We start from the raw sequence: 18,575 nt of genomic DNA, 5'->3' as shown, positions 1-18,575 counted from the left end.
ACCCGCTTTGAAAGGAGGTTTTATGGATATCGCCGAGCAGGTAAAAGAGAATCTGGTCCGGTTGCGACAAAATACGGATGTGACCCGTCTTGATGATTCCTCGCTTGTTCAGGCGATTGAAGACATTGTAAGACGGAATGGAAAATGGGAACGCTTTTCTTTGAATGAACGATCAACCATCATGAACGGAATGCATTCAGCGATACGCGGATACGATATTTTGGATGCTTATTTTTCCGACCCGAAAGTAACGGAAATCATGGTGAATCGCTTTGATGAGATTTATATCGAAAAAGACGGTGTCGTGCAGAAAACCAAGAGTGGTTTTGCCTCGAAAGAAAAATATCACGACATCATTCAAAAAATCGTCAGCGATGCCGGAAAGGAGGTTCATCAGCGAACGCCGATTGTCGATTGCCGGATGAAAGACGGATCCAGAGTGAATGTCGTTTTGCATCCTATATCCGATAAAGATGCAGCCCTGACCATACGACGTTTTCGCAATCACATTTTCACGCTTCCCGATTTAATCGCAAATGGAACACTTTCCGAATCTGCAGCAGCGTTTTTGAGAAAAAGTGTTCGAGCGAAGTTAAATATTTTTATATCCGGTGGCACCGGGTCAGGGAAAACGACCTTGCTGAACGCCCTCGCGAATGAAATTGATCGCCGTGAACGCCTCATCACCATAGAAGACGCACGCGAGCTGAATTTTGAAAATATGGACAATTGGCTTGCCTTAGAGGCGAGAAGGCCGAATGCAGCAGGAGACGGCGAAATTACCATTCGCGATCTTATTCGCGCATCCCTACGGATGCGACCGGATCGTATCATCGTCGGTGAAGTGCGCGGACCGGAAGCGCTGGATGCTATTCAAGCCATGAATACCGGCCATGACGGCTCGTTCAGTACAGGACATGCCAATTCCGTCTCCGATATGCAGCTACGTTTAGAGACCATGATTTTAAGCGGACATGACGGCTTGCCATTGCCGGCCATACGACAACAAATTGCTTCAGCGATCGATCTTTTCGTGCATGTTTCGCGTCTGCGCGATCATCGTCGCTACGTTGTAAGCGTTGAAGAACCCTATTGGAAGGACAACAGTCTGCGCTATCACGCGTTGTTTTCGCGTCACATCGATGCGCATGTCATCGGCGTGTTGGAACCAACCGGAGAGGAAATGATGTGCAAAGAAAAGTTTTATCGAGCGGGAGAGGAGGCACTATGAAACGACAAGAACGTTTATGGATGTTCGGATACGCCGCCCTGGCGCTCGTTTGCGGTGCTGTGTTTCTATTTCGATGGTGGTTTATGCTTGCAGCTTTTTTATTCGGTCTGCGATTGGGGCGTTTGCAATGGAAAAAGAAAAGCCGTGAACGAAAAGCCGTAGAACATCGTCAGCAGTTTCAAGCTTTTTTGGAGACGATTCATGCGCGGCTGGATTCCGGAAGCAATATAGCGCAGGCATTGGGACAGGCTCTTTTGCAGATGAACCGCGAATTCTGCATAGAGGAGGAAACCGATGATTTTTCATCGACTTTGAAGGAGGCCGTGGACAGAACATCTTCCGGCATGAGTTTACGGGAAGCGCTTTTGCATTTGGTTCGGGAAGAGAAAGATCCACTGACAAAATCCTTTTTTGAGAATCTGTTGGTAGGTATGACACAGGGCGCGGATTTGGCCATGCTTTCAGGATCCTACCTGCGCTTGTTAATGGAAGAGCAAGAGCTTCGTTTGGACAGGGAAGCCAAACTGGCAGGGCCGAAGCGGGAACAGCTGCTGTTATTTTCCATGCCGATCGTCATGCTTTTTGTGATGTATACCACAGGCTTGGCCTCCACCGATTATGGCTTCATGGATTATGCAGTCCGTGTGTTTTGCACAGGGCTTTTCTTCGTCGCATGGAGATGGAGTGTGCATATTCTCCGGGACAGCGGCTTACAGGGGAAAGAAGGGGAAATGTGTTGAAATGTATTATCTCGTTTGCCCTCTATGCCTGTTGGCTTTTTCTTCTCTACTACAGCAATCGGCAGTGGAGCCACGCACCGTTACAGATAAAGGAAATTTCGGAGTTACTTCCTCTTCACCGACGCGCTTTTGCACCGATGGGATGGCTCATCCTGCAGAATCTGAGCGGTTCGATGCATTCGTCGCGTGCAAAAAAGCGAAGACGCTATCTTGTCATGATGGTGGATTCGTATCATCTGTCGTCGGCATTGTGGAAAATGGAAATCGAAACCATGAGTGAAATAGCGCTTTTGTTGGGCTTGTCCGGCCCGTGTTTCCTGTGGTCTCCTATATTCCTCTTTCTTTTGTGTCTTGCCTGTGTCGTCTATGACTACAGCCGTTTGTGGGATTTACGCAAGCGAAGTGAAGAACTCACCGAAGAGATGGAAAATACGCTTACGGATATGCTGACGCAATGTATTCTTTCGTTGCGATCCGGGACGCTTCCCTATACGGCCTGGCGCACCATTGCAGAAAAAGGGAAAGGAGCACTTTATCAAGAGATGAAGCGCGTCGTGCGCGAAGTGGAAGCAGGGCAAGGGCTTCGCAGGGCGATGGCGGGCTTCGGCAGAGTGATGCCTATTAAGACACTGCATGATTGCGCTGAACTGTTTTCGCAGTCCATCGAGGTAGGGGGAGCAGATCTATCCGTGTCTTTAGAACGCCTTCGTTCCGCCCTTTATCAGGAACGAAAACGGGAATATGCGCTGCAGGCTGAGCGCTGTTCTCAACGAATGTTATTTCCCAGCCTCCTGCTTTTTATCGGCATTCTTTTGCTGGTTTTACTCCCCATGCTCAGCCGAAGATAGAAAGGAATGTGATGTCTTACCTGATCGCAAAAAGATTGCACGGATTTTGGTCCCGTTTTTCAGAGGAACGCGGAGAAATCAATATGGTGGCCATTGTTCTGATTATTCTCGTCGTGATCGCGCTGATTGCGATTTTTCGGGATAATCTCACCGCGCTGTTGGAAAGTTTGTTTCAAAAAATCGAGAATGAGGCGATGAAAATATGAAGCATTGGAAAGACGACAAGGGAAGTGTTCATCTTGTCGAGGGAGCGATCCTGTTTCCGCTTACCTTTATGACCCTTTTTCTATTGCTGTTTTTTACCGTTGTTCTGTATTTGCAGGTCGATCAGGAGGGAAAGATACGTCGCGCTTTGACGCAATCGACCACCACCATCTCGTTTCGAAATCCGGAAGAAAGCCCACAGACGAGGGCGCTTCTTTCTTCGTCACGATGGTCAAAGACGGGACTGTTTTTCATACAGCGTACGATACAACAAAAGGAAGAGGCCGACCATTCGCCATTTCGCTTCTTTTCTGTCCCCGCATTGGAAGTGGAGCAGGGACGAAGTGCCGTGTGGACTTCTTCCGCAACGAATCTCTGGTGCTATGAAGCAGTCAACGGCTTTTGTGCGCATCAAACCCAAAAAAGCGGTGGGAGCTAAGGAAGGGGGGAGGCATGTACCGGAAAAAACGATCGAGCAGAGGAAAGATTTCTGACAAATGGTCTGTTTACGCACAGGAAGTGAAGAAAGCTCTTTTTACATCGTTGCGAAGGGAGCAAGGTGTTATTTCGCTCTTTCTATGTGGCGTAGTGTTGCTCATGAGTGTTTCCGGCGCCATTTTTATGGATTATGCGCGCGTCAGTCTTGCACAAGCCGAATCGCGATCAACGTTAAAAATGCTTTCCCATGCGACATTATCGGGCTTTGATAAGCCCGTTGCCAGGGAATTCGGCCTTTTTGTCTTACGAGACGAGAAGGGCGTGCAGGAAAAGGCAGAAGAGCTTCTTGCGCAGCGCTTTCCGTCGGAAACGTCCTCTTTGGGCGTAAAGCTCGACGCGCCGCAGATTACCGTCACGCCTACGGACAATGCCAGGCTCAGTCGGCCGGAAGTAATGACAGCGCAGATTCGACAGTTTATGGACTGGCAAATTCCGAGCATTGCTTTGGGAAAAGCGTTGGAACATATAGAAATGGTCAAAAAGATTTCAGATACCCTTCCGGCGCTGCAGGCGAAAATCCAGTATGAAAAGCAATTGCATGGCGTGCAGCAGGCAATCAATGCCTGTTTCGGAAAAAACGCATCAGCAAAGAACCTTCTTCCCGCCGGAATGAACGCGCTTGCGTTGCCCGATTCCGTATCCCACCTCTCTGCAGAGGTGAAGAAGAAAATTTTCTCTGGGGTTCCCTCTCCTGCGCCTGTTCAACAGAATCTTGCAGAGGGTGCTCGGCAATTGGATGAAAACCTTCTTCACTTTTTGCAGCGTAATGCCGGCGAACAAGGCAAGACACCTACTGATCCGCTTGCGTGGGAAAAACTTCTCAGCGCAAATGACAGGCAAGCCTTACAGAGATCTTTTCTTGCCTGGAAGGATCAGTATCAAGGTGTTTCATCTTGGTTTGAACGCTTTACGAAAGAGCAGGAACAAGCGCTGGAGGGTATTAAGACCGCCACAGAGAGAATGAGCTTATTAAGCGCATCGAAAGAAGCGTGGGGAAAAGAAGTGCGTCGTCTTCCTCCCGGCGCCGTGTCACAGAGTTTTTTGGGCGATTATTTAAGCGCAACGGAAGCTCTGGATATGGAAAAGCTCAATCATTTACAGGAGGAGTGGCAAAACGCTGGGGATAAGACGAAGTCCTTCGCACAGGCATGGAAAGCTCTTCGGCTTGATGAGCAACCGTTGGAAGATCTTTCTTTTGATGCGTGGCTTCACTCTCGCATTGCCTCCATCAAGCGCCTGTCGGCAAACTCTTTTGCTTTGCCGACGATATCGCTTACGACCGAACATCCTAGCGAATGGGAAAGCGGCATTGCTCTGAGCGAAGAGAGTATTAAAACGCAGGGGCTGATGGCCGGGCAAAGCAATGAGGATCGATCCGGCATTTTTGAATTTTTAAACGCCTGGAATACGAAGCGAATAGCCATTGCCAATGCGCGGAGAGCGAAGCGCATGGGACTGCCTAATTTATCCGGGGGCATCACCGATTTTTTGACAAACGAGGTTTTGCAGCGCTACGAAGCGGATGCCCATTCCAAGGCTTTTACGGAATGGACGTCTGCCGCGGGAAATGAAGTGGATATGCTTAACGAAGCGTTTTCCAATGTGAAGCGGCTGGCAGATGAACTGGTTGGCTTGTCTTTGAGCAATGCCGGCGATACCGTTTCCTTACTTGCCTATTGGAGCAATATGTTCAGTCATCGCATCAGCCCGCTCATGGAAAAAGAAAATGGCCATCCGCTTCTTTCCTTAAACGGATTTTCTCTTTCCACACGGCCGGTGTTTGGGGGAGAACTGGAATACATTTTGTACGGACGCCCCTCTTGGGTGTCGAATGTTCAACAGGCCGAACACCACATTATCGCCATACGGCTGCTTTGCAATATGCTTTATGCCTTCATATCGAGCGAGTTGAACGCCGAAACCGCACAACTGGCGCTGGCACTCGCGGGATGGACCGGCTTTGCGGTTCCGATGGTGCAATCCGCTCTATTGGCGGTGTTAGCGGTGGGAGAAACCGCTGTCGATATGGATGCGCTTCTTGCGGGGGAGCGCGTCGCGGTTATGAAAACACAGGAAACGTGGCAGTTTTCGCTATCCGGCGTTGCCCAGCTCGCGAAGAAGGCCACACGGGATGTCTTTGATGCGCTCGCGGATGAAGGTGTTGCGGCGATAGAAGCAGGAACAGATACCCTGCAAGAGACAGTTGGCCGCCTCAAGGATTCCCTCATTCAAAAAGCGCAGGACGCTGTTCATCAGCCGGTTTTGCGCATGATGGAAATGCAGCTGCTCGAAGCAAACTCCTTTTCCGAAACGAAGCAGCAAGAAGAAATGACACAAACGCTACAAGAACTTGCTTCACGTGGCGGAGAAGGAACATTTGGAAGCGCTGTATCCAATGCCTTTTCACGGCTTTCCAGACAATCTGGCGTGCTTGGTGAGATCTTGCAGAGCGCAAAGGAAAAGAAAAAACAGGCAGGGGAGACGACGAAGGAAGTGTTGCAAGAGATGCGTCAAAAAACGGAAGCCGTTGTAAACGAATCCTGCCGGGAATTGTCTTCTTTTGCCAATCAATGCATCGAGCAATTGACAAAGAAACTCAAAGGAATTCTCGAAGAGGGAGGACCGGATGCGGAAAACAAAGCCATTGTCGCATATAAGACCTTTCAAAAGGAAATGGGCGTTAACAATGCGGCAGGCAGTATTGCCGCCGGGTCTGCTCTGACCATGAATTATGGAGATTACGTTCTTTTTCTGCTTGCGGTAAACAGCAGTACAAGAACAGGAAGGGAAGCCATGCTTTCGCAAACAGCGCGCCTGATTCAGGCGGAAACCGGGGGATCCGATTTCACAACCGCTCCAACTTCGCTTGACTGGATTTTAGAAAGTCGATTACAGGTGGTATTTTTGCCGCAATTTCGCCGTTCCACGCTTGTCAATGCGACGGGAAAACAGGTGGATGTTCGCGAAATCTGGCAAGAGGGATACGGGCTGAAAAAGGATTCGCTACGATGAAAAAATCCTCTTCACGGGGCTCCTTGACGGTTGAAGCCGCTTTTACACTGAGCTTTTTTCTGCTTGCCATGATCTCTTGGATTCTGCTGTTTATTCCCTACCAGGTGCAATCCATGGCGCAGCATGCGTTGGACCAATCCTGCCTGGCACTGGCGGATAAGATTTCGCTTTCGCACACCTTGTCCGGAAAGGAGGGAGGTCTCTCCCATTTTGCGGAAGCCTTGAATAAAAAGAAAATGACACTTCCCGTTTCGGAGTTTTTGCGGGAAATGGGCGGGAATTTTGTTTTGGAGCTTGCAGGAAAAAAGGAATTTCGGCACTATTTTGGAAGCGGAAAAGCGTTGCCGCAAACCATGCATCAGGTGGAGTATTCTGTTCATGTCGATGATGATCGCGATATATTGCAGGCGGAGCTTTCCTATTTCTTGGATCTGCCGGGGATTCTAAAACCGCTCGGCCCTCTTACAGTTCATCAGGGGGCCACGGCCGGCCTGTGGTTACTGACGGATGAGCCCGTTTTTGGGCGTAACGCGGAGCAGGATCAGAAGAAGGAAGAAAAGAATAGCGTTTGGAAGGAGCCGCCGTTTACACGTGGGCGGATTCTGGTGGAGCGCTTTCGGCAGCGTTCGGGGGCGATCCGATTGCAAAAAGGACAAATAGCGGATTTGTATTATGCCGACGGGACGTTGGAAGCGCTGCTATCTCTGAATTTATTTTCTTCAACCTATAGCACCGGTTCCGGAGGGCAGGCGGCCTCTTATACTTTACAGAAGGACGCGATGTTACACACTCTCAGCGCGCAGGCAAAACGCCTCAAAAGGGCGGCAGCAAAGCGAAGCGATTGGGTGAAGGAAGACGGAGCGCCTTTATCGCTGGTTCCGAAGGCAATGCGCTTGCAGATCATTGTCCCGGAAGAAGCAAGCCATTTTTCTGCCGCTTTAGAGTCATTGGCAAAACGCATTGAACAGGAAGAAGGCGTGTCGATAATGTATACCTATGAAGAAAACGCACTTTTTCCCAAATAAAGGAAAGGAGAAAAAATTGCATTTTTGGCAGCGATGGAAAATTCGAAAGCCGGAGAATACGCCAAAGCGAGGAATTTTCTCTTTCACACCTGTTACAGTATGCCGAACGTATGCACTTTTGCTTGCGCTCTTGCTGTGTGCGACTATTCTTTTTCGCCATATACAGGAAGAGCATTTGGCTAAGAGAAGGCAATCCTATCGTGCACAGGCTCAAATGCTGGCTGATGCCGGGTTTTATGCAGAAGCACAGAAGGAATTGAACAGGATGCCGAAGCCACTCTTGCCAGAAGACGCCGAACTGCTTTTTCAGGTGTCATTAAAAAAACAAGATTTTCGTTTTGCCGCCAATTTGCTTTCTTCGCTGCCTGAAAAAGATTTGGATGTTTGCCGTTTCACCTTGATTGATGCATTGCGCAAACAAGGAAAATCTGCATCTGCCTGGAACATGCTATGCCAAGAACCGATTTCCGGCCATCAGGACCAACAACAGGCTTTGGCTGTTTCGCTTCTTCAGGATGTGCAGGAAACGCCAATACAAGCATCTTTTGTGGGTGGCTGGTATCATAAGAAGGCGGCGATTATGAAAGATGAGGCTGGCTTTTTTCTGGTTGGTGTCCAAGGAGAAGAAATCGGTGATGCTCGCTATGAAGCGCTGCGACCTGTTGCAAAAGGATTCTCTGCAAAAAGAAAAGGGGTTTGGATTATGCTCAGCACGGAGGGTGATTTTTTGCATACGGCCAGTACCCCGGAGGAGAAGGATGTTATTAAAACCGATGATTCGTTTCTTCTAACGCTGACAGCAGACGGAGGTCGGCAGGGCTATGCCTATCAGGGACAGGAGGTGATTGCACCGATATATGATCGCGCAAGTCCCATCAGCGTGAAGGGAATTGGTTTTGCCGAGATGGATGGACGTAGCTGGCAAATCCGCTTTCGCGCATTGCGTGACGGTATGGCTTTCAATAGAATAGAATCGTAAGCGAAAACGGAAGGACGGTCAGCCGTCTTTAAAGAATGGAAAGGCGAGGTTAGCGTGTCCAGCGAAGAACAGCGGCGCATTGGCATTCTCGGAGGAACCTTTGATCCGGTGCATATCGGACATTTACAGATGGCGGTAAACGCTATGAAGACGTTTAGCTTGGATGAGGTGCGCTTTGTGCCGGCTTATGCACCTCCGCATAAGACAGACAAGGAGGACAATGCCAAGGACCGTCTGGCAATGTTGACGGCGGCTTTGGAGGGAAATCCGGATTTTACAGTGGATCTACGAGAAATGCAAGCGAAAAAAATGCGGTATTCTTATGAAACGGTCTGCTCTTTTCGGGAGGATTTTCCACAGGCCGAGCTGTTCTTTATCATCGGCGAAGACAGCTTGATGGATATTCGTACCTGGCATCGTTGGCAAGAGCTGCTGGAAATGATCCCTCTTATCGTTTGTGCACGGGAAGGTGTGAGCGGCGATTTGCTTTTGCAAGCAAGGGCATTAAACGACGAAGGATATCGGGTGCTCATTGCCAAAGGCCCCTCTGTTCGGATATCTTCTACGTATATTCGTCAAGCTTTTACAGAAGGACAAGATGTTCGCTATTTTCTTCCGGGCACCGTTTACGATTATATTGCAGCGCGTCGTCTCTATGGCATGACCCACGGAGAAGATGAGAATTTCCTGCAAGAAGTAGAAAAAGAGTCGTTGGAATTTCTGGTCGACCCGCGAATTGCTTCGATGGTGAATGGCCTGAAAAAGACTCTTTCGGCGCATCGGTTTCGTCATGTTTTGAGCGTGGTCAAGACCGCTGCATTTTTGGCCAAACGGTATGATGCGGATGTAAAACGTGTTCGCCTTGCTGCTTTGCTACATGACTGCGCGAAAGGAAGAGAACGAGAGTATTTTCAGCTTCTACGTGAAAAGCATATTCTGAAAGAGGCGGATTGGACGCCATCTCCACTTTTCCATGCCTTCCTCGGACGCTTTGTAGCGCGTGAGGTGTATGGTATAGAGGACGAAGAGATTCTCCAGGCGATCGCATCGCATACAGCGGGCAGCCCGTCTATGAGCTTGATGGATAAAATTGTGTTTCTTGCAGATGAAATTGAACCGTATCGCGAGTATCCTTTTGTGGTACATCTGCGCAGTCTGAGCATGGAAAATCTGGATCGTGCGGTCCTTGCCGGCATGGATGCCTCCTTGCGCTTTTTGATGCAAAAAAAGCAGGTGATAGATCCCGCATCCCTTTTTGCACGCAATGCCTTGGTGCGTGAGAATCAAAAACGAGAATCAGCTCCATTTTTCTTGGCGTAACACAGCGAGCATGCTTCACAAGCGATAATGAACCGAACAAAAAAGGAAAGGAGATTCTTTTGACGGAATCAAAAAAGAATTTGAAAAACGACATCATTGTTCAGGCAGCGGAAGACAAACAGGCACGGGACATCCGCACTCTTCCGATCCGGGAAGAGGCGGGTATTTGCGATTATTTTATTGTGATGACAGGAAGAAATAAAATACATACGCAGGCGATTGCCGATGCGATTACGCAAAAATTGGCACAAGCCGAGATGCCTCCCATCACAACCGAAGGGCTGCGTGACGGTGGTTGGATATTGCTGGACTGCGCAGAGACAATCGTCCATATCTTTACGCAAAGTGAGAGAGAATTCTACGATCTGGATGATCTTTGGAGTGAGTAGTATTTGTCTTCACGCACAGAAAAAATAATTTTTGGCGTACTTTTTTCCGTTATCGTGCTTCTGGGAGGCGTGCGCCTTTTTATGGACGGGAGGCATGTACCGACTTCAGAACAAGCGGAGGAAATGACAAAAAAGGAAAAGGGAAAAAATGGAGAGCAGCCACAGGAGCATCCTGGTGACACCTCCATTTCGGCTTCTCTTTTTTCGGAAGAAGGAGTTTCGGGGCAAAACGAGCAGGAAAAAGCGTCCTCTTCCGCGCCGAATAGGGTCATGGTTTATGTCGGAGGCGCGGTTAAGAATCCGGGACTTTATACTTTTGACGATCAGAAACGCGTTGCCGACGCGCTTCAAGCGGCGGGCAATCTAACAGAAAATGGCGCATTAGGGTCCATCAATCCGGCGCAGCGTCTCTCGGATGAAATGAATATTGTGGTTCCAACGAAGGAAGAGGCTTCACAGGGAAAAACACAAGGCGCGGAGCCTTCACAGCTTGGCGTAACCGTTCCAAAAAAAGAAAGCAGAACAACAACGGCCTCTTCGAGCCCAACGAGGAAGATCAATATTAATACCGCTACAGCGGAAGAATTGCAGCAACTGCCTTCGATTGGAAAAGCCAAGGCGGAAAACATCCTTCGCTACCGTGAAAAGACGCCTTTTCAAACGGAAGAAGATATTATGAAGGTGTCCGGCATTGGGAAAAAGGTATATGAACAAATTCAGCAGCAAATTTGCGTGAAGTGAGGCGTCAACGTTGAAAGCGAGCCGGACATTTGTTAGAATGACGGTGCTACGAATTGTTATGGAAAAATAAGGGGTGACTTGATTGAAAACTGCTATCATTATTCTGCTCGTAATTGCCAGCGTTGTCATTATTGCAGCGACGCTGATGATGGAACCGAAAACCAATGCCGGCTCGCTGTTCGGCCAGGAATCGAACATTTACGGCACTTCGGTGCATCGTCCGAAAGACGCATTGCTGAACAAAATGACCATATTTTCCGGTGTGGTGTTTGTTCTAAGCCTGATTGCCTTGCTTGCTCTTTAATCGGGAGGAAAGAAAGCCGACGTGTTCACGTCGGCTTTTTATGTTCTGTTCACAATTAATCCGAATATTGCCTTGTTTTCCGATGCTTCTACATCTATGGAGAAAGCCTTGGCTTGCCTAACGATTGGCTCGGCGGAAGCTGCAAAGTGGGTACACAAGTAAAAGAAAACGGGACAAAAAGGGATGCGGAGGAGAAACCGTTATGGAATTAAGAGAATTTTTATTATCGTATTTTTCCGGTGCGCAATATGAACCGTTGCGTACAAAAGAGCTTGCCGACCGTTTCGGTTTGGAAGGCGAGGCACGCATTGCATTTTACAACACCATTGATGCCATGCTGGAAGAAGAAGTCATTCGCATGAGCAAGCGCGGTAAAATCAAGGCGTACGCGATCCCCGTCGATAAAACAGACTCCACTCGTCAAAAAACAAGAACGCAACGAAAAGGCGCTGCTTCAACAGAGACGGAAGGGATGAAAGAATCCTTTATGCCGGATCCAGTGCAAACAGCACCGGAACATGTGGAAGCGCAGAAAATTGCAGAACCCGAACAACAGCACGACGTAAAACCGGTTGCAGCAGCAAAATCGAAATCTTCTTCTGACGAACAACAAAATCCGCTCATCGGAAAGCTCACCGGCAACGCGAAAGGATTTGCCTTTTTCGTCTCTCAAGTGGAGGGCCAACCGGATGTATTTATTTCTCCGGATGATCTGAATGGGGCCATTCATGGTGACCGCGTGCGGATTAAGATTCTTGAAAAAGCGGATCCCGCCACCGGACGAAACTCCAATGGCCGAGTCGTTTCCATCTTAACGCGCAATACGGATCCCATTGTCGGCCTGTATGAAAAACGAAGCGGCTTAGGCTATGTGCTTCCGGATAAGAAAAACTTTTTTTCAGACATTCCGGTATCCGATGCGGACGCGATGGGTGCACAAGATGGCGACAAGGTGATCTTGCGTCTGCTTGACGTGGAGAAGAACGGAGGGAACCCGGCCGGTCGCATCATCGAGAACCTGGGGCCTGCTGATGCGAAGGGCGTGGATATCACCGCAGTAGCCCGCCAATTCGAGTTGCCCTACGTGTTTTCGCAGGAGACAAAGGAAGAAGCGGAAGCATTGCCAGAAGAAGTGGATAAACGGGAGTTTCGCGGCCGTCGGGATTTGCGAAATATTTTTACCGTAACGATTGATGGGGCGGATGCGAAGGACTTTGATGATGCGATTTCCCTGGAGAAACGCGGGAAATACTATATTCTCTATGTACATATCGCGGATGTTTCACACTATGTTAAACCGGGCTCCGCCATCGATCGCGATGCATATGAGCGCGGCAATTCCGTGTATTTGCTGGATCGCGTGATCCCCATGTTGCCGGAAAAACTTTCCAACGGCTTATGCTCGCTCAATCCCGGTGTGGAACGTTTGGCCATGACCACGCAGATGACCTTAGATGAAGAGGGAAATGTCGTCGATCACCAATTTTATCCCAGTGTGATCTGTTCCGATCATCGCCTGATCTACAAGGATGTTTCCGATTATCTGGAAAAAGGCACGCGCTTTACGGAAGAGGAAGCTCTGTTTACGCATCTGGATACCATGGCAACGCTTTATGCCCTTTTAGCAAAAAAGCGCGTTGAGCGTGGCACTCTTGACTTCGATTTTCCAGAAACCGATGTGATATTAGATGACGATGGCTTGGCGGTTGATGTACGACTGGCGGATCGCCGTATTGCGAACCGCATCATTGAAGAATTTATGATTCTTAACAATGTCATCGTGGGTACGACATTTTTCCATAAAAAATTGCCGTTTATTTACCGAGTTCATGCAGAACCCAAGGAGGAAGACATTGAGCGATTGAATACGGCTCTCATGGCTTTTCATTATGAGCCCATCGAGGCGGAACCGGAACCGTCACGCATTCGCGCAATTCTCGAGCAGGCCAAAGGGAAAAAAGAGGAAGGGATTCTGAACATGCTTGTTTTACAGAGCATGTCAAAGGCCGTCTATAGCCCGAAGCCGACCATGCATTATGGCCTTGCTGAGGAGCATTATTCCCATTTCACATCGCCCATTCGGCGTTATTCCGATTTGATGGCACATCGCCTGCTGAAGGCTTTGCTTGCCGGTACGCCCAAAACGGATGAGGCGGTTAAGAAAGATCTTTTTGTGCGCTGTGAACACATTTCGCTTACAGAGCAGAAAGCGGAAGAAGCCGAACGCGATGTTGTCGAGATGAAGTGTGCGGAGTACATGCAACGCTTCATTGGAGAAGAGTTTGTGGGGCAGATCACGTCCCTAACCAATTTCGGTGTGTTTGTTCGCTTGCCAAATACCGTAGAGGGACTCGCGCATTTTCGAGATATGACCGATGATTATTACTCCTATGATGAAGAGCGCATGGTTGTACGCGGGGAGAATAATCACCGCGAATTACGTTATGGCGACGAAGTGAGGGTGCTTGTTGCGGCCGCGAATCCGTTGCTCAGGGAAATTGATTTTCATCTTCCCGATTTTGTACAGGAAGATGGCCGGCGCAACAAACCAAGTGCGGGTGAATGCACGACCAATCTTCGCGGAGCTCGTCCCAGCCATTCCTTTCGGCGCCGCAATGATGAACGCCCCAAAAATTTTAAAGGGGCGAAAACGTCACGAGCCAACCGGCCCAGAAAGGAAGGCTTACGCCGCCGTCGTCGTTCGCTTTCCGGTCGAACCGGACGAAGGGGCTGATGCGCAATAGATAGGAAGAAAGATGAACAAGGAAGACAACAAGGTGTTGGCGAACAATAAGCGCGCCAGACACGACTATTTTATTGAAAAAGTTTGGGAAGCCGGCATCGCACTCAAGGGCACCGAAGTGAAAAGCGTGCGACAGGGTAAAGTTGCCATCCAACAATCCTATGTGGATATTCATGACGGCGAGGCTTGGCTTATAGGATTGCATATCAGTCCCTATGAGCAGGGGAATCGCTATAATATGGATCCGGTTCGCGATCGTCGTTTGCTGCTGCATAAAAAGGAGATACGCCAACTCGCCGAAGCTGTGCAACGGGATGGTTACACCGTTATTCCGCTCTGTGTGGTGTTACGCGGGCGTCGTATCAAAATAGACATTGCGCTTGCGCGCGGTAAAAAACTTTACGATAAGAGAGAAAGCCTTCGTGAAGCCGATGATAAAAGGCGTATAGAACGTACTTTACGGGATTGGAAATGAATATGCATTCGCTTTGGAAGCGCTATCGGGAACCTATCAGCTATCTGTTTTTCGGCGTCCTGACCACCTTGGTGAACTATGTAGTCTATTTTCTTACCACACGGGGACTTCATATGCACTATCTCGTTGCCACAGGCATCTCTTGGGTAGTTGCCGTGCTTTTTGCCTTTGTCACCAATCGGCGTTTTGTGTTCGACTCGACGGCAAAGGGAACGAGCGAAGTGGGCGGTGAGTTGTTGCGTTTCGTAGGCGGTCGTGTGCTGTCGCTTTTTTTGGAAGCGGCAATCATGTACATCGGCATTGAAGGTTTCAAGCTCTTGCGCTACGATTGGATCGTTAAAACGGTGGCCCAGGTGGGAGTTGTGGTTTCAAACTACTTTCTCAGCAAGTTTTTCGTTTTTCGCTGACTTGGCCTTTTCGATTTGAGAGGGATAGGGTTCCATAACCGAGAAGAATTAAAAAAATCGCCACTGGCGATTTTTTTGTTTCTTTAAAACAGCAATCCTTTATTTTTCTTCGTCCACGTAGGCAATCCAATCGCCATACCCTTCTTTTTCCATCTCTTCCCGCGGAATAAAGCGCAGCGCGGAACCGTCAATGCAATAGCGCAGGCCGCCGAGTTCTTTCGGACCGTCGGGAAAAACATGCCCGAGGTGGCTTTCCGCACGACGTGATTGCACTTCGACGCGTTCGCGTCCGGGAATAGAGAGATCGCGATGCTTGGTGAGTTGCTCGTTTCGCATCGGCTTACTGAACGAAGGCCATCCGCATCCGGCATCAAACTTATCGCGTGAACTGAAGAGTGGTTCACCGGAAACAATGTCTACATAAATGCCCGGCCGAAAAAGCTGATCATAGGGATGTGCGTGAGGAACATCGGTTCCTTTTTCTTGGGTTGTATGATATTGCATTGCTGTCAGTTGGGCGCGAAGTGTTTCATCCTTCGGCTTTTGGAAGGCCTCAAATCCATCCTCAAGGGGAATCTCGGCAAGTGAAAGATCGATGTGGCAGTAACCTTGAGGATGTTTTAGGAGATAGTCCTGATGTTCTTCTTCCGCTTTGACCCAATGGCTAAGCGGCGCACATTCGATGGCGACTTTTTGACCGAGCTTCGAGGATAAGCGATCCAGACGTTTTTGCACCGTTTCCTGTGTTCCCTCCGGTGCAGAAGCAGGAATATAAATTCCGGTTCGATATTGTCGGCCCGTGTCATTGCCTTGCCGGTTCACCGACAGGGGATCTACTAAACGCAAATAATGATCCAGTAGCTCCGCCAGTGAAATACGGTTGCGATCGTATTCTATTTTGACCGTTTCTGCATGATCGCTTTGTTTGATTTGCGAATAGCTTGTATTTTCTGTTTTTCCGTTAGCATATCCTACTTCGGTGGAAAGAACGCCGTCAAGCTGGCGAAAATAACCTTGTATGCCCCAGAAACAGCCACCGGCAAAATAAATGATTTGTACAGCAGGTGAGAGGTTTTCCTTCATAATAGTCATAACGCGGTGTTCTCCTATACTTTATAATTTACTTTTTCACAGGCTACCGTCTGCATCCTATAACGATCAGGCCGTGCCCTTTTTTTTAGCTTACGGTATACTATTTACAAGTGCAAGAAAGAAAGCCCCTTTCTCTAAGGAGGACATCGTGTTTGAATTGATCGAAAAGCAGTGGTTGGCGGAAAATATTGTTTCTTTGGTGTTTCGTGCACCGCGTGTGGCGGAATCGTGTGCACCGGGTCAGTTTCTGATTCTCAAAGCGGATGAAGTTGCGGAGCGCATTCCGCTAACGATTGCGGATTATGATCGCAAGGAGGGAACGGTTACCGTTGCTGTGCAGACGATCGGCACCTCAACAAGAAAGATTGCCGCGCTCGAAGTGGGCGGCGGAGCCAGGGATATTTTGGGGCCTCTCGGTCATCCTTCCGCATTTGTCGAGGAGCCGCTTGCATCAGTTAAAAAACGTCGCTATATCTTTGTTGCCGGCGGTTTGGGCACCGCGCCTGTTTATCCGCAGGTGAAATGGCTTCATGAGCATGGCGTGGCGGTGGACGTGCTGATTGGCGCACGTACAAAATCGCTTATCTTCTGGGAAGAACGGATGCAGGCTGTGGCGGACCATGTTTTTATCACGACGGATGACGGCTCCTACGGCCGTCACGGGCTCGTGACGACGTGCCTGGAAGACTTGATCAAAAAGGAGCATCGCACATACGATCAATGCGTATGTATCGGTCCCATGATCATGATGAAATTTGTTGCACAGCTTACGGCACTGGATCGCCTGAATTTGCCGACCATCGTCTCCATGAATCCCATCATGGTGGATGGAACGGGTATGTGCGGGGCCTGTCGGGTTCATGTGGGCAAGGACGTGCGTTTCGCATGTGTGGATGGACCGGAATTTGATGCGCGCGATATCGACTTTGAGGAAGCGATTCGTCGGCAAAAAATGGTACGTACAAAAGCCGGCCGGAGCGCGCTATTGCAGGAGGAAGCAAATCCGCAGAAAAAAATGCCGGCAGCCACGGTTCGTAATGGCGAAACCGCGTATTTCGATATCCTTAAGCGCGTTCCGGTCGCCGAACAGGATCCCAAAGAACGCGCTGGTAACTTTCAAGAAGTTTGCTTTGGCTATGATGCTCGCGGCGCCGCTCTGGAAGCCTCACGCTGCTTGGAATGTGCCAATCCGCGTTGCGTAAAAGCCTGTCCCGTTGCGATTGCGATCCCCGATTTTATTCGTGAAATTAAGACCAATGCGCTTGAACGGGCCTTTTCTATATTGAGTGAGGCTTCCTCGCTTCCTGCCGTTTGCGGACGCGTTTGTCCGCAGGAAGAACAATGTGAGGGAGCCTGCATTCGGGGCATAAAGGGAGAACCGGTGGCCATCGGTAAATTGGAGCGCTACGTCGCGGACTGGGCAAGGGAAAACGGCGTGCGTCCCGCCAAGCCGGTAAGCGAAGCGAAGGAGCAGCACATTGCCGTGATCGGTTCCGGGCCGGCGGGGCTCGCCTGTGCCGGCGATTTGGCTAAAATGAGCTACACCGTGACCATTTTTGAATCGTTACATGAAGCGGGCGGTGTTTTGCAATACGGGATTCCGGAATTTCGTTTACCGAAAAAGGAAGTGGTCGCTCATGAGGTGGATAATGTGCGTCGCCTTGGTGTGACTATAGAAACCGATGTGTTCGTCGGGCAGAGCGTCACTATAACGCATCTCATGGAAGAGGAAGGCTTTGATGCCGTCTTTATTGCCACGGGAGCAGGACTACCACGCTTCATGGGAATACCGGGTGAGTCTTTAAATGGTGTGATGTCGGCGAATGAATATCTGACGCGAAACAATTTAATGCATGCTTTTGATCCGCGATATGATACGAAAATGCAGCCTCTCTCTCGCGTGGTTACGGTAGGCGGGGGAAATGTCGCCATGGACGCTTGTCGTACGGCCTTGCGTCTGGGCGCGGAAAGCCGGTTGGTGTATCGGCGAAGCGAGAAGGAGCTTCCTGCGCGGCGCGAAGAAATTGAACATGCACGCGAGGAAGGTGTGAAATTCGATTTTCTGTGCAATCCGGTGGAGATTCTCGGGGACGAAGAAGGATGGGTTTCCGGCGTGCGCTGTATTCGAATGGAATTGGGCGAACCGGATGCTTCCGGGCGACGTCGTCCGGCGGAAATCCCCGGTTCGGAATTTGATGTCGCTTGTGATGCTGTTATCATGGCACTTGGAACCAATGCAAACCCTCGAGCGGCAAAAGGACTGGAAGAGCTTTCACTCAACGCCAAGAAGGGCATAGTCATCAACGAAGAAACCGGTGAAACCTCGATAGAAGGTGTTTTTGCCGGCGGTGATGCGGTGACCGGCTCGGCAACGGTGATTTTAGCCATGGGTGCGGGTAGAAAAGCAGCTCGTGGCATAGATGCGTATCTCCGTAAAAAGCAGGACCGCTAAAAAGAAAGCTTCATTCTTTTGGTTTTTGCGCAACCCTTGCGCCACGTGCCGTTCGTTGTCTATGAGGGCAAACGAACCGCTTACGTGTGACAAAATTGCCTTAATTCCGGGACGC

17 protein-coding genes are annotated in these 18,575 nt (G+C 49.4%); 16 read left to right on the top strand and 1 reads right to left on the bottom strand.

Annotation, left to right across the window (positions count from 1 at the left end; translation table 11 throughout):
- Window positions 1–22: 22 nt before the first annotated feature.
- The 15 genes from FXY30_RS06155 to FXY30_RS06085 all read left to right on the top strand — a co-directional run bounded on the left by FXY30_RS06155 (window position 23) and on the right by FXY30_RS06085 (window position 14,916).
- A complete protein-coding gene (locus FXY30_RS06155) occupies window positions 23–1,231 on the top strand; it encodes a CpaF family protein (protein ID WP_071705784.1) in 1,209 nt (402 codons plus the stop codon).
- Window positions 1,228–1,971 (top strand): type II secretion system F family protein, encoded by a 744-nt coding sequence (locus FXY30_RS06150; RefSeq protein WP_071705783.1) that lies wholly within the window; start codon window positions 1,228–1,230, stop codon window positions 1,969–1,971. The genes FXY30_RS06155 and FXY30_RS06150 overlap by 4 nt, the downstream gene beginning before the upstream one ends.
- Window positions 1,968–2,819, top strand: coding sequence for a type II secretion system F family protein (locus FXY30_RS06145; protein WP_157885043.1), 852 nt, complete (start codon window positions 1,968–1,970; stop codon window positions 2,817–2,819). The genes FXY30_RS06150 and FXY30_RS06145 overlap by 4 nt, the downstream gene beginning before the upstream one ends.
- A gap of 11 nt (window positions 2,820–2,830) precedes the next feature.
- On the top strand, window positions 2,831–3,025 hold the full coding sequence (locus tag FXY30_RS07675) for a Flp1 family type IVb pilin (RefSeq protein WP_071705781.1): 195 nt from the start codon (window positions 2,831–2,833) through the stop codon (window positions 3,023–3,025).
- Complete coding sequence (locus FXY30_RS06135) at window positions 3,022–3,462, top strand: hypothetical protein (protein ID WP_071705780.1); 441 nt, start codon at window positions 3,022–3,024, stop codon at window positions 3,460–3,462. The genes FXY30_RS07675 and FXY30_RS06135 overlap by 4 nt, the downstream gene beginning before the upstream one ends.
- 14 nt (window positions 3,463–3,476) lie before the next feature.
- Entirely contained in the window at window positions 3,477–6,533 is a 3,057-nt protein-coding gene (locus tag FXY30_RS06130) for a DUF5702 domain-containing protein (RefSeq protein ID WP_071705779.1), read from the top strand.
- Window positions 6,530–7,558 carry a TadE/TadG family type IV pilus assembly protein gene (locus FXY30_RS06125; RefSeq protein WP_071705778.1) on the top strand — a complete coding sequence of 343 codons (1,029 nt, stop codon included), beginning with the start codon at window positions 6,530–6,532 and terminating at the stop codon, window positions 7,556–7,558. The genes FXY30_RS06130 and FXY30_RS06125 overlap by 4 nt, the downstream gene beginning before the upstream one ends.
- 175 nt (window positions 7,559–7,733) lie before the next feature.
- Entirely contained in the window at window positions 7,734–8,537 is an 804-nt protein-coding gene (locus FXY30_RS06120; protein ID WP_147659387.1) for a hypothetical protein, read from the top strand.
- 54 nt (window positions 8,538–8,591) lie between these two features.
- Window positions 8,592–9,857 (top strand): nicotinate-nucleotide adenylyltransferase, encoded by a 1,266-nt coding sequence (nadD, locus tag FXY30_RS06115; RefSeq protein ID WP_071705776.1) that lies wholly within the window; start codon window positions 8,592–8,594, stop codon window positions 9,855–9,857.
- A 59-nt stretch (window positions 9,858–9,916) separates the two neighbouring features.
- Complete coding sequence (gene rsfS / locus FXY30_RS06110) at window positions 9,917–10,246, top strand: ribosome silencing factor (RefSeq protein WP_071705775.1); 330 nt, start codon at window positions 9,917–9,919, stop codon at window positions 10,244–10,246.
- A gap of 123 nt (window positions 10,247–10,369) precedes the next feature.
- Window positions 10,370–10,987, top strand: a complete 618-nt coding sequence (locus FXY30_RS06105; protein WP_162272157.1) for a helix-hairpin-helix domain-containing protein — start codon at window positions 10,370–10,372, stop codon at window positions 10,985–10,987.
- An 82-nt stretch (window positions 10,988–11,069) separates the two neighbouring features.
- The gene (gene secG / locus FXY30_RS06100) at window positions 11,070–11,291 is read left to right on the top strand and encodes a preprotein translocase subunit SecG (protein ID WP_071705773.1); all 222 of its coding nucleotides are present in this window, start codon (window positions 11,070–11,072) and stop codon (window positions 11,289–11,291) included.
- Between the two features lie 202 nt (window positions 11,292–11,493).
- Window positions 11,494–14,025 (top strand): ribonuclease R, encoded by a 2,532-nt coding sequence (rnr, locus tag FXY30_RS06095; protein WP_071705772.1) that lies wholly within the window; start codon window positions 11,494–11,496, stop codon window positions 14,023–14,025.
- A 22-nt stretch (window positions 14,026–14,047) separates the two neighbouring features.
- Window positions 14,048–14,509, top strand: coding sequence for an SsrA-binding protein SmpB (gene smpB, locus FXY30_RS06090; RefSeq protein ID WP_071705771.1), 462 nt, complete (start codon window positions 14,048–14,050; stop codon window positions 14,507–14,509).
- Window positions 14,506–14,916, top strand: coding sequence for a GtrA family protein (locus tag FXY30_RS06085; protein WP_083428251.1), 411 nt, complete (start codon window positions 14,506–14,508; stop codon window positions 14,914–14,916). Before smpB ends, FXY30_RS06085 begins: the two co-directional genes overlap by 4 nt.
- Window positions 14,917–15,015: 99 nt before the next feature.
- Here the strand turns inward: FXY30_RS06085 and msrB are convergent, their stop codons facing one another.
- The gene (gene msrB / locus FXY30_RS06080; protein ID WP_071705770.1) at window positions 15,016–16,008 is read right to left on the bottom strand and encodes a peptide-methionine (R)-S-oxide reductase MsrB; all 993 of its coding nucleotides are present in this window, start codon (window positions 16,006–16,008) and stop codon (window positions 15,016–15,018) included.
- Between the two features lie 148 nt (window positions 16,009–16,156).
- Here msrB and gltA point away from each other — a divergent pair, with 148 nt between their 5' ends.
- The gene (gltA, locus tag FXY30_RS06075; RefSeq protein WP_071705769.1) at window positions 16,157–18,460 is read left to right on the top strand and encodes an NADPH-dependent glutamate synthase; all 2,304 of its coding nucleotides are present in this window, start codon (window positions 16,157–16,159) and stop codon (window positions 18,458–18,460) included.
- The last annotated feature ends 115 nt before the right edge of the window (window positions 18,461–18,575 follow it).

The sequence above is a fragment of the Murdochiella vaginalis genome (genome assembly GCF_902381775.1).
Lineage (GTDB): Bacteria > Bacillota > Clostridia > Tissierellales > Peptoniphilaceae > Murdochiella > Murdochiella vaginalis.
Note: the sequence above shows the minus strand (reverse complement) of the source record. Positions and strands in the feature narration are given on the sequence as shown.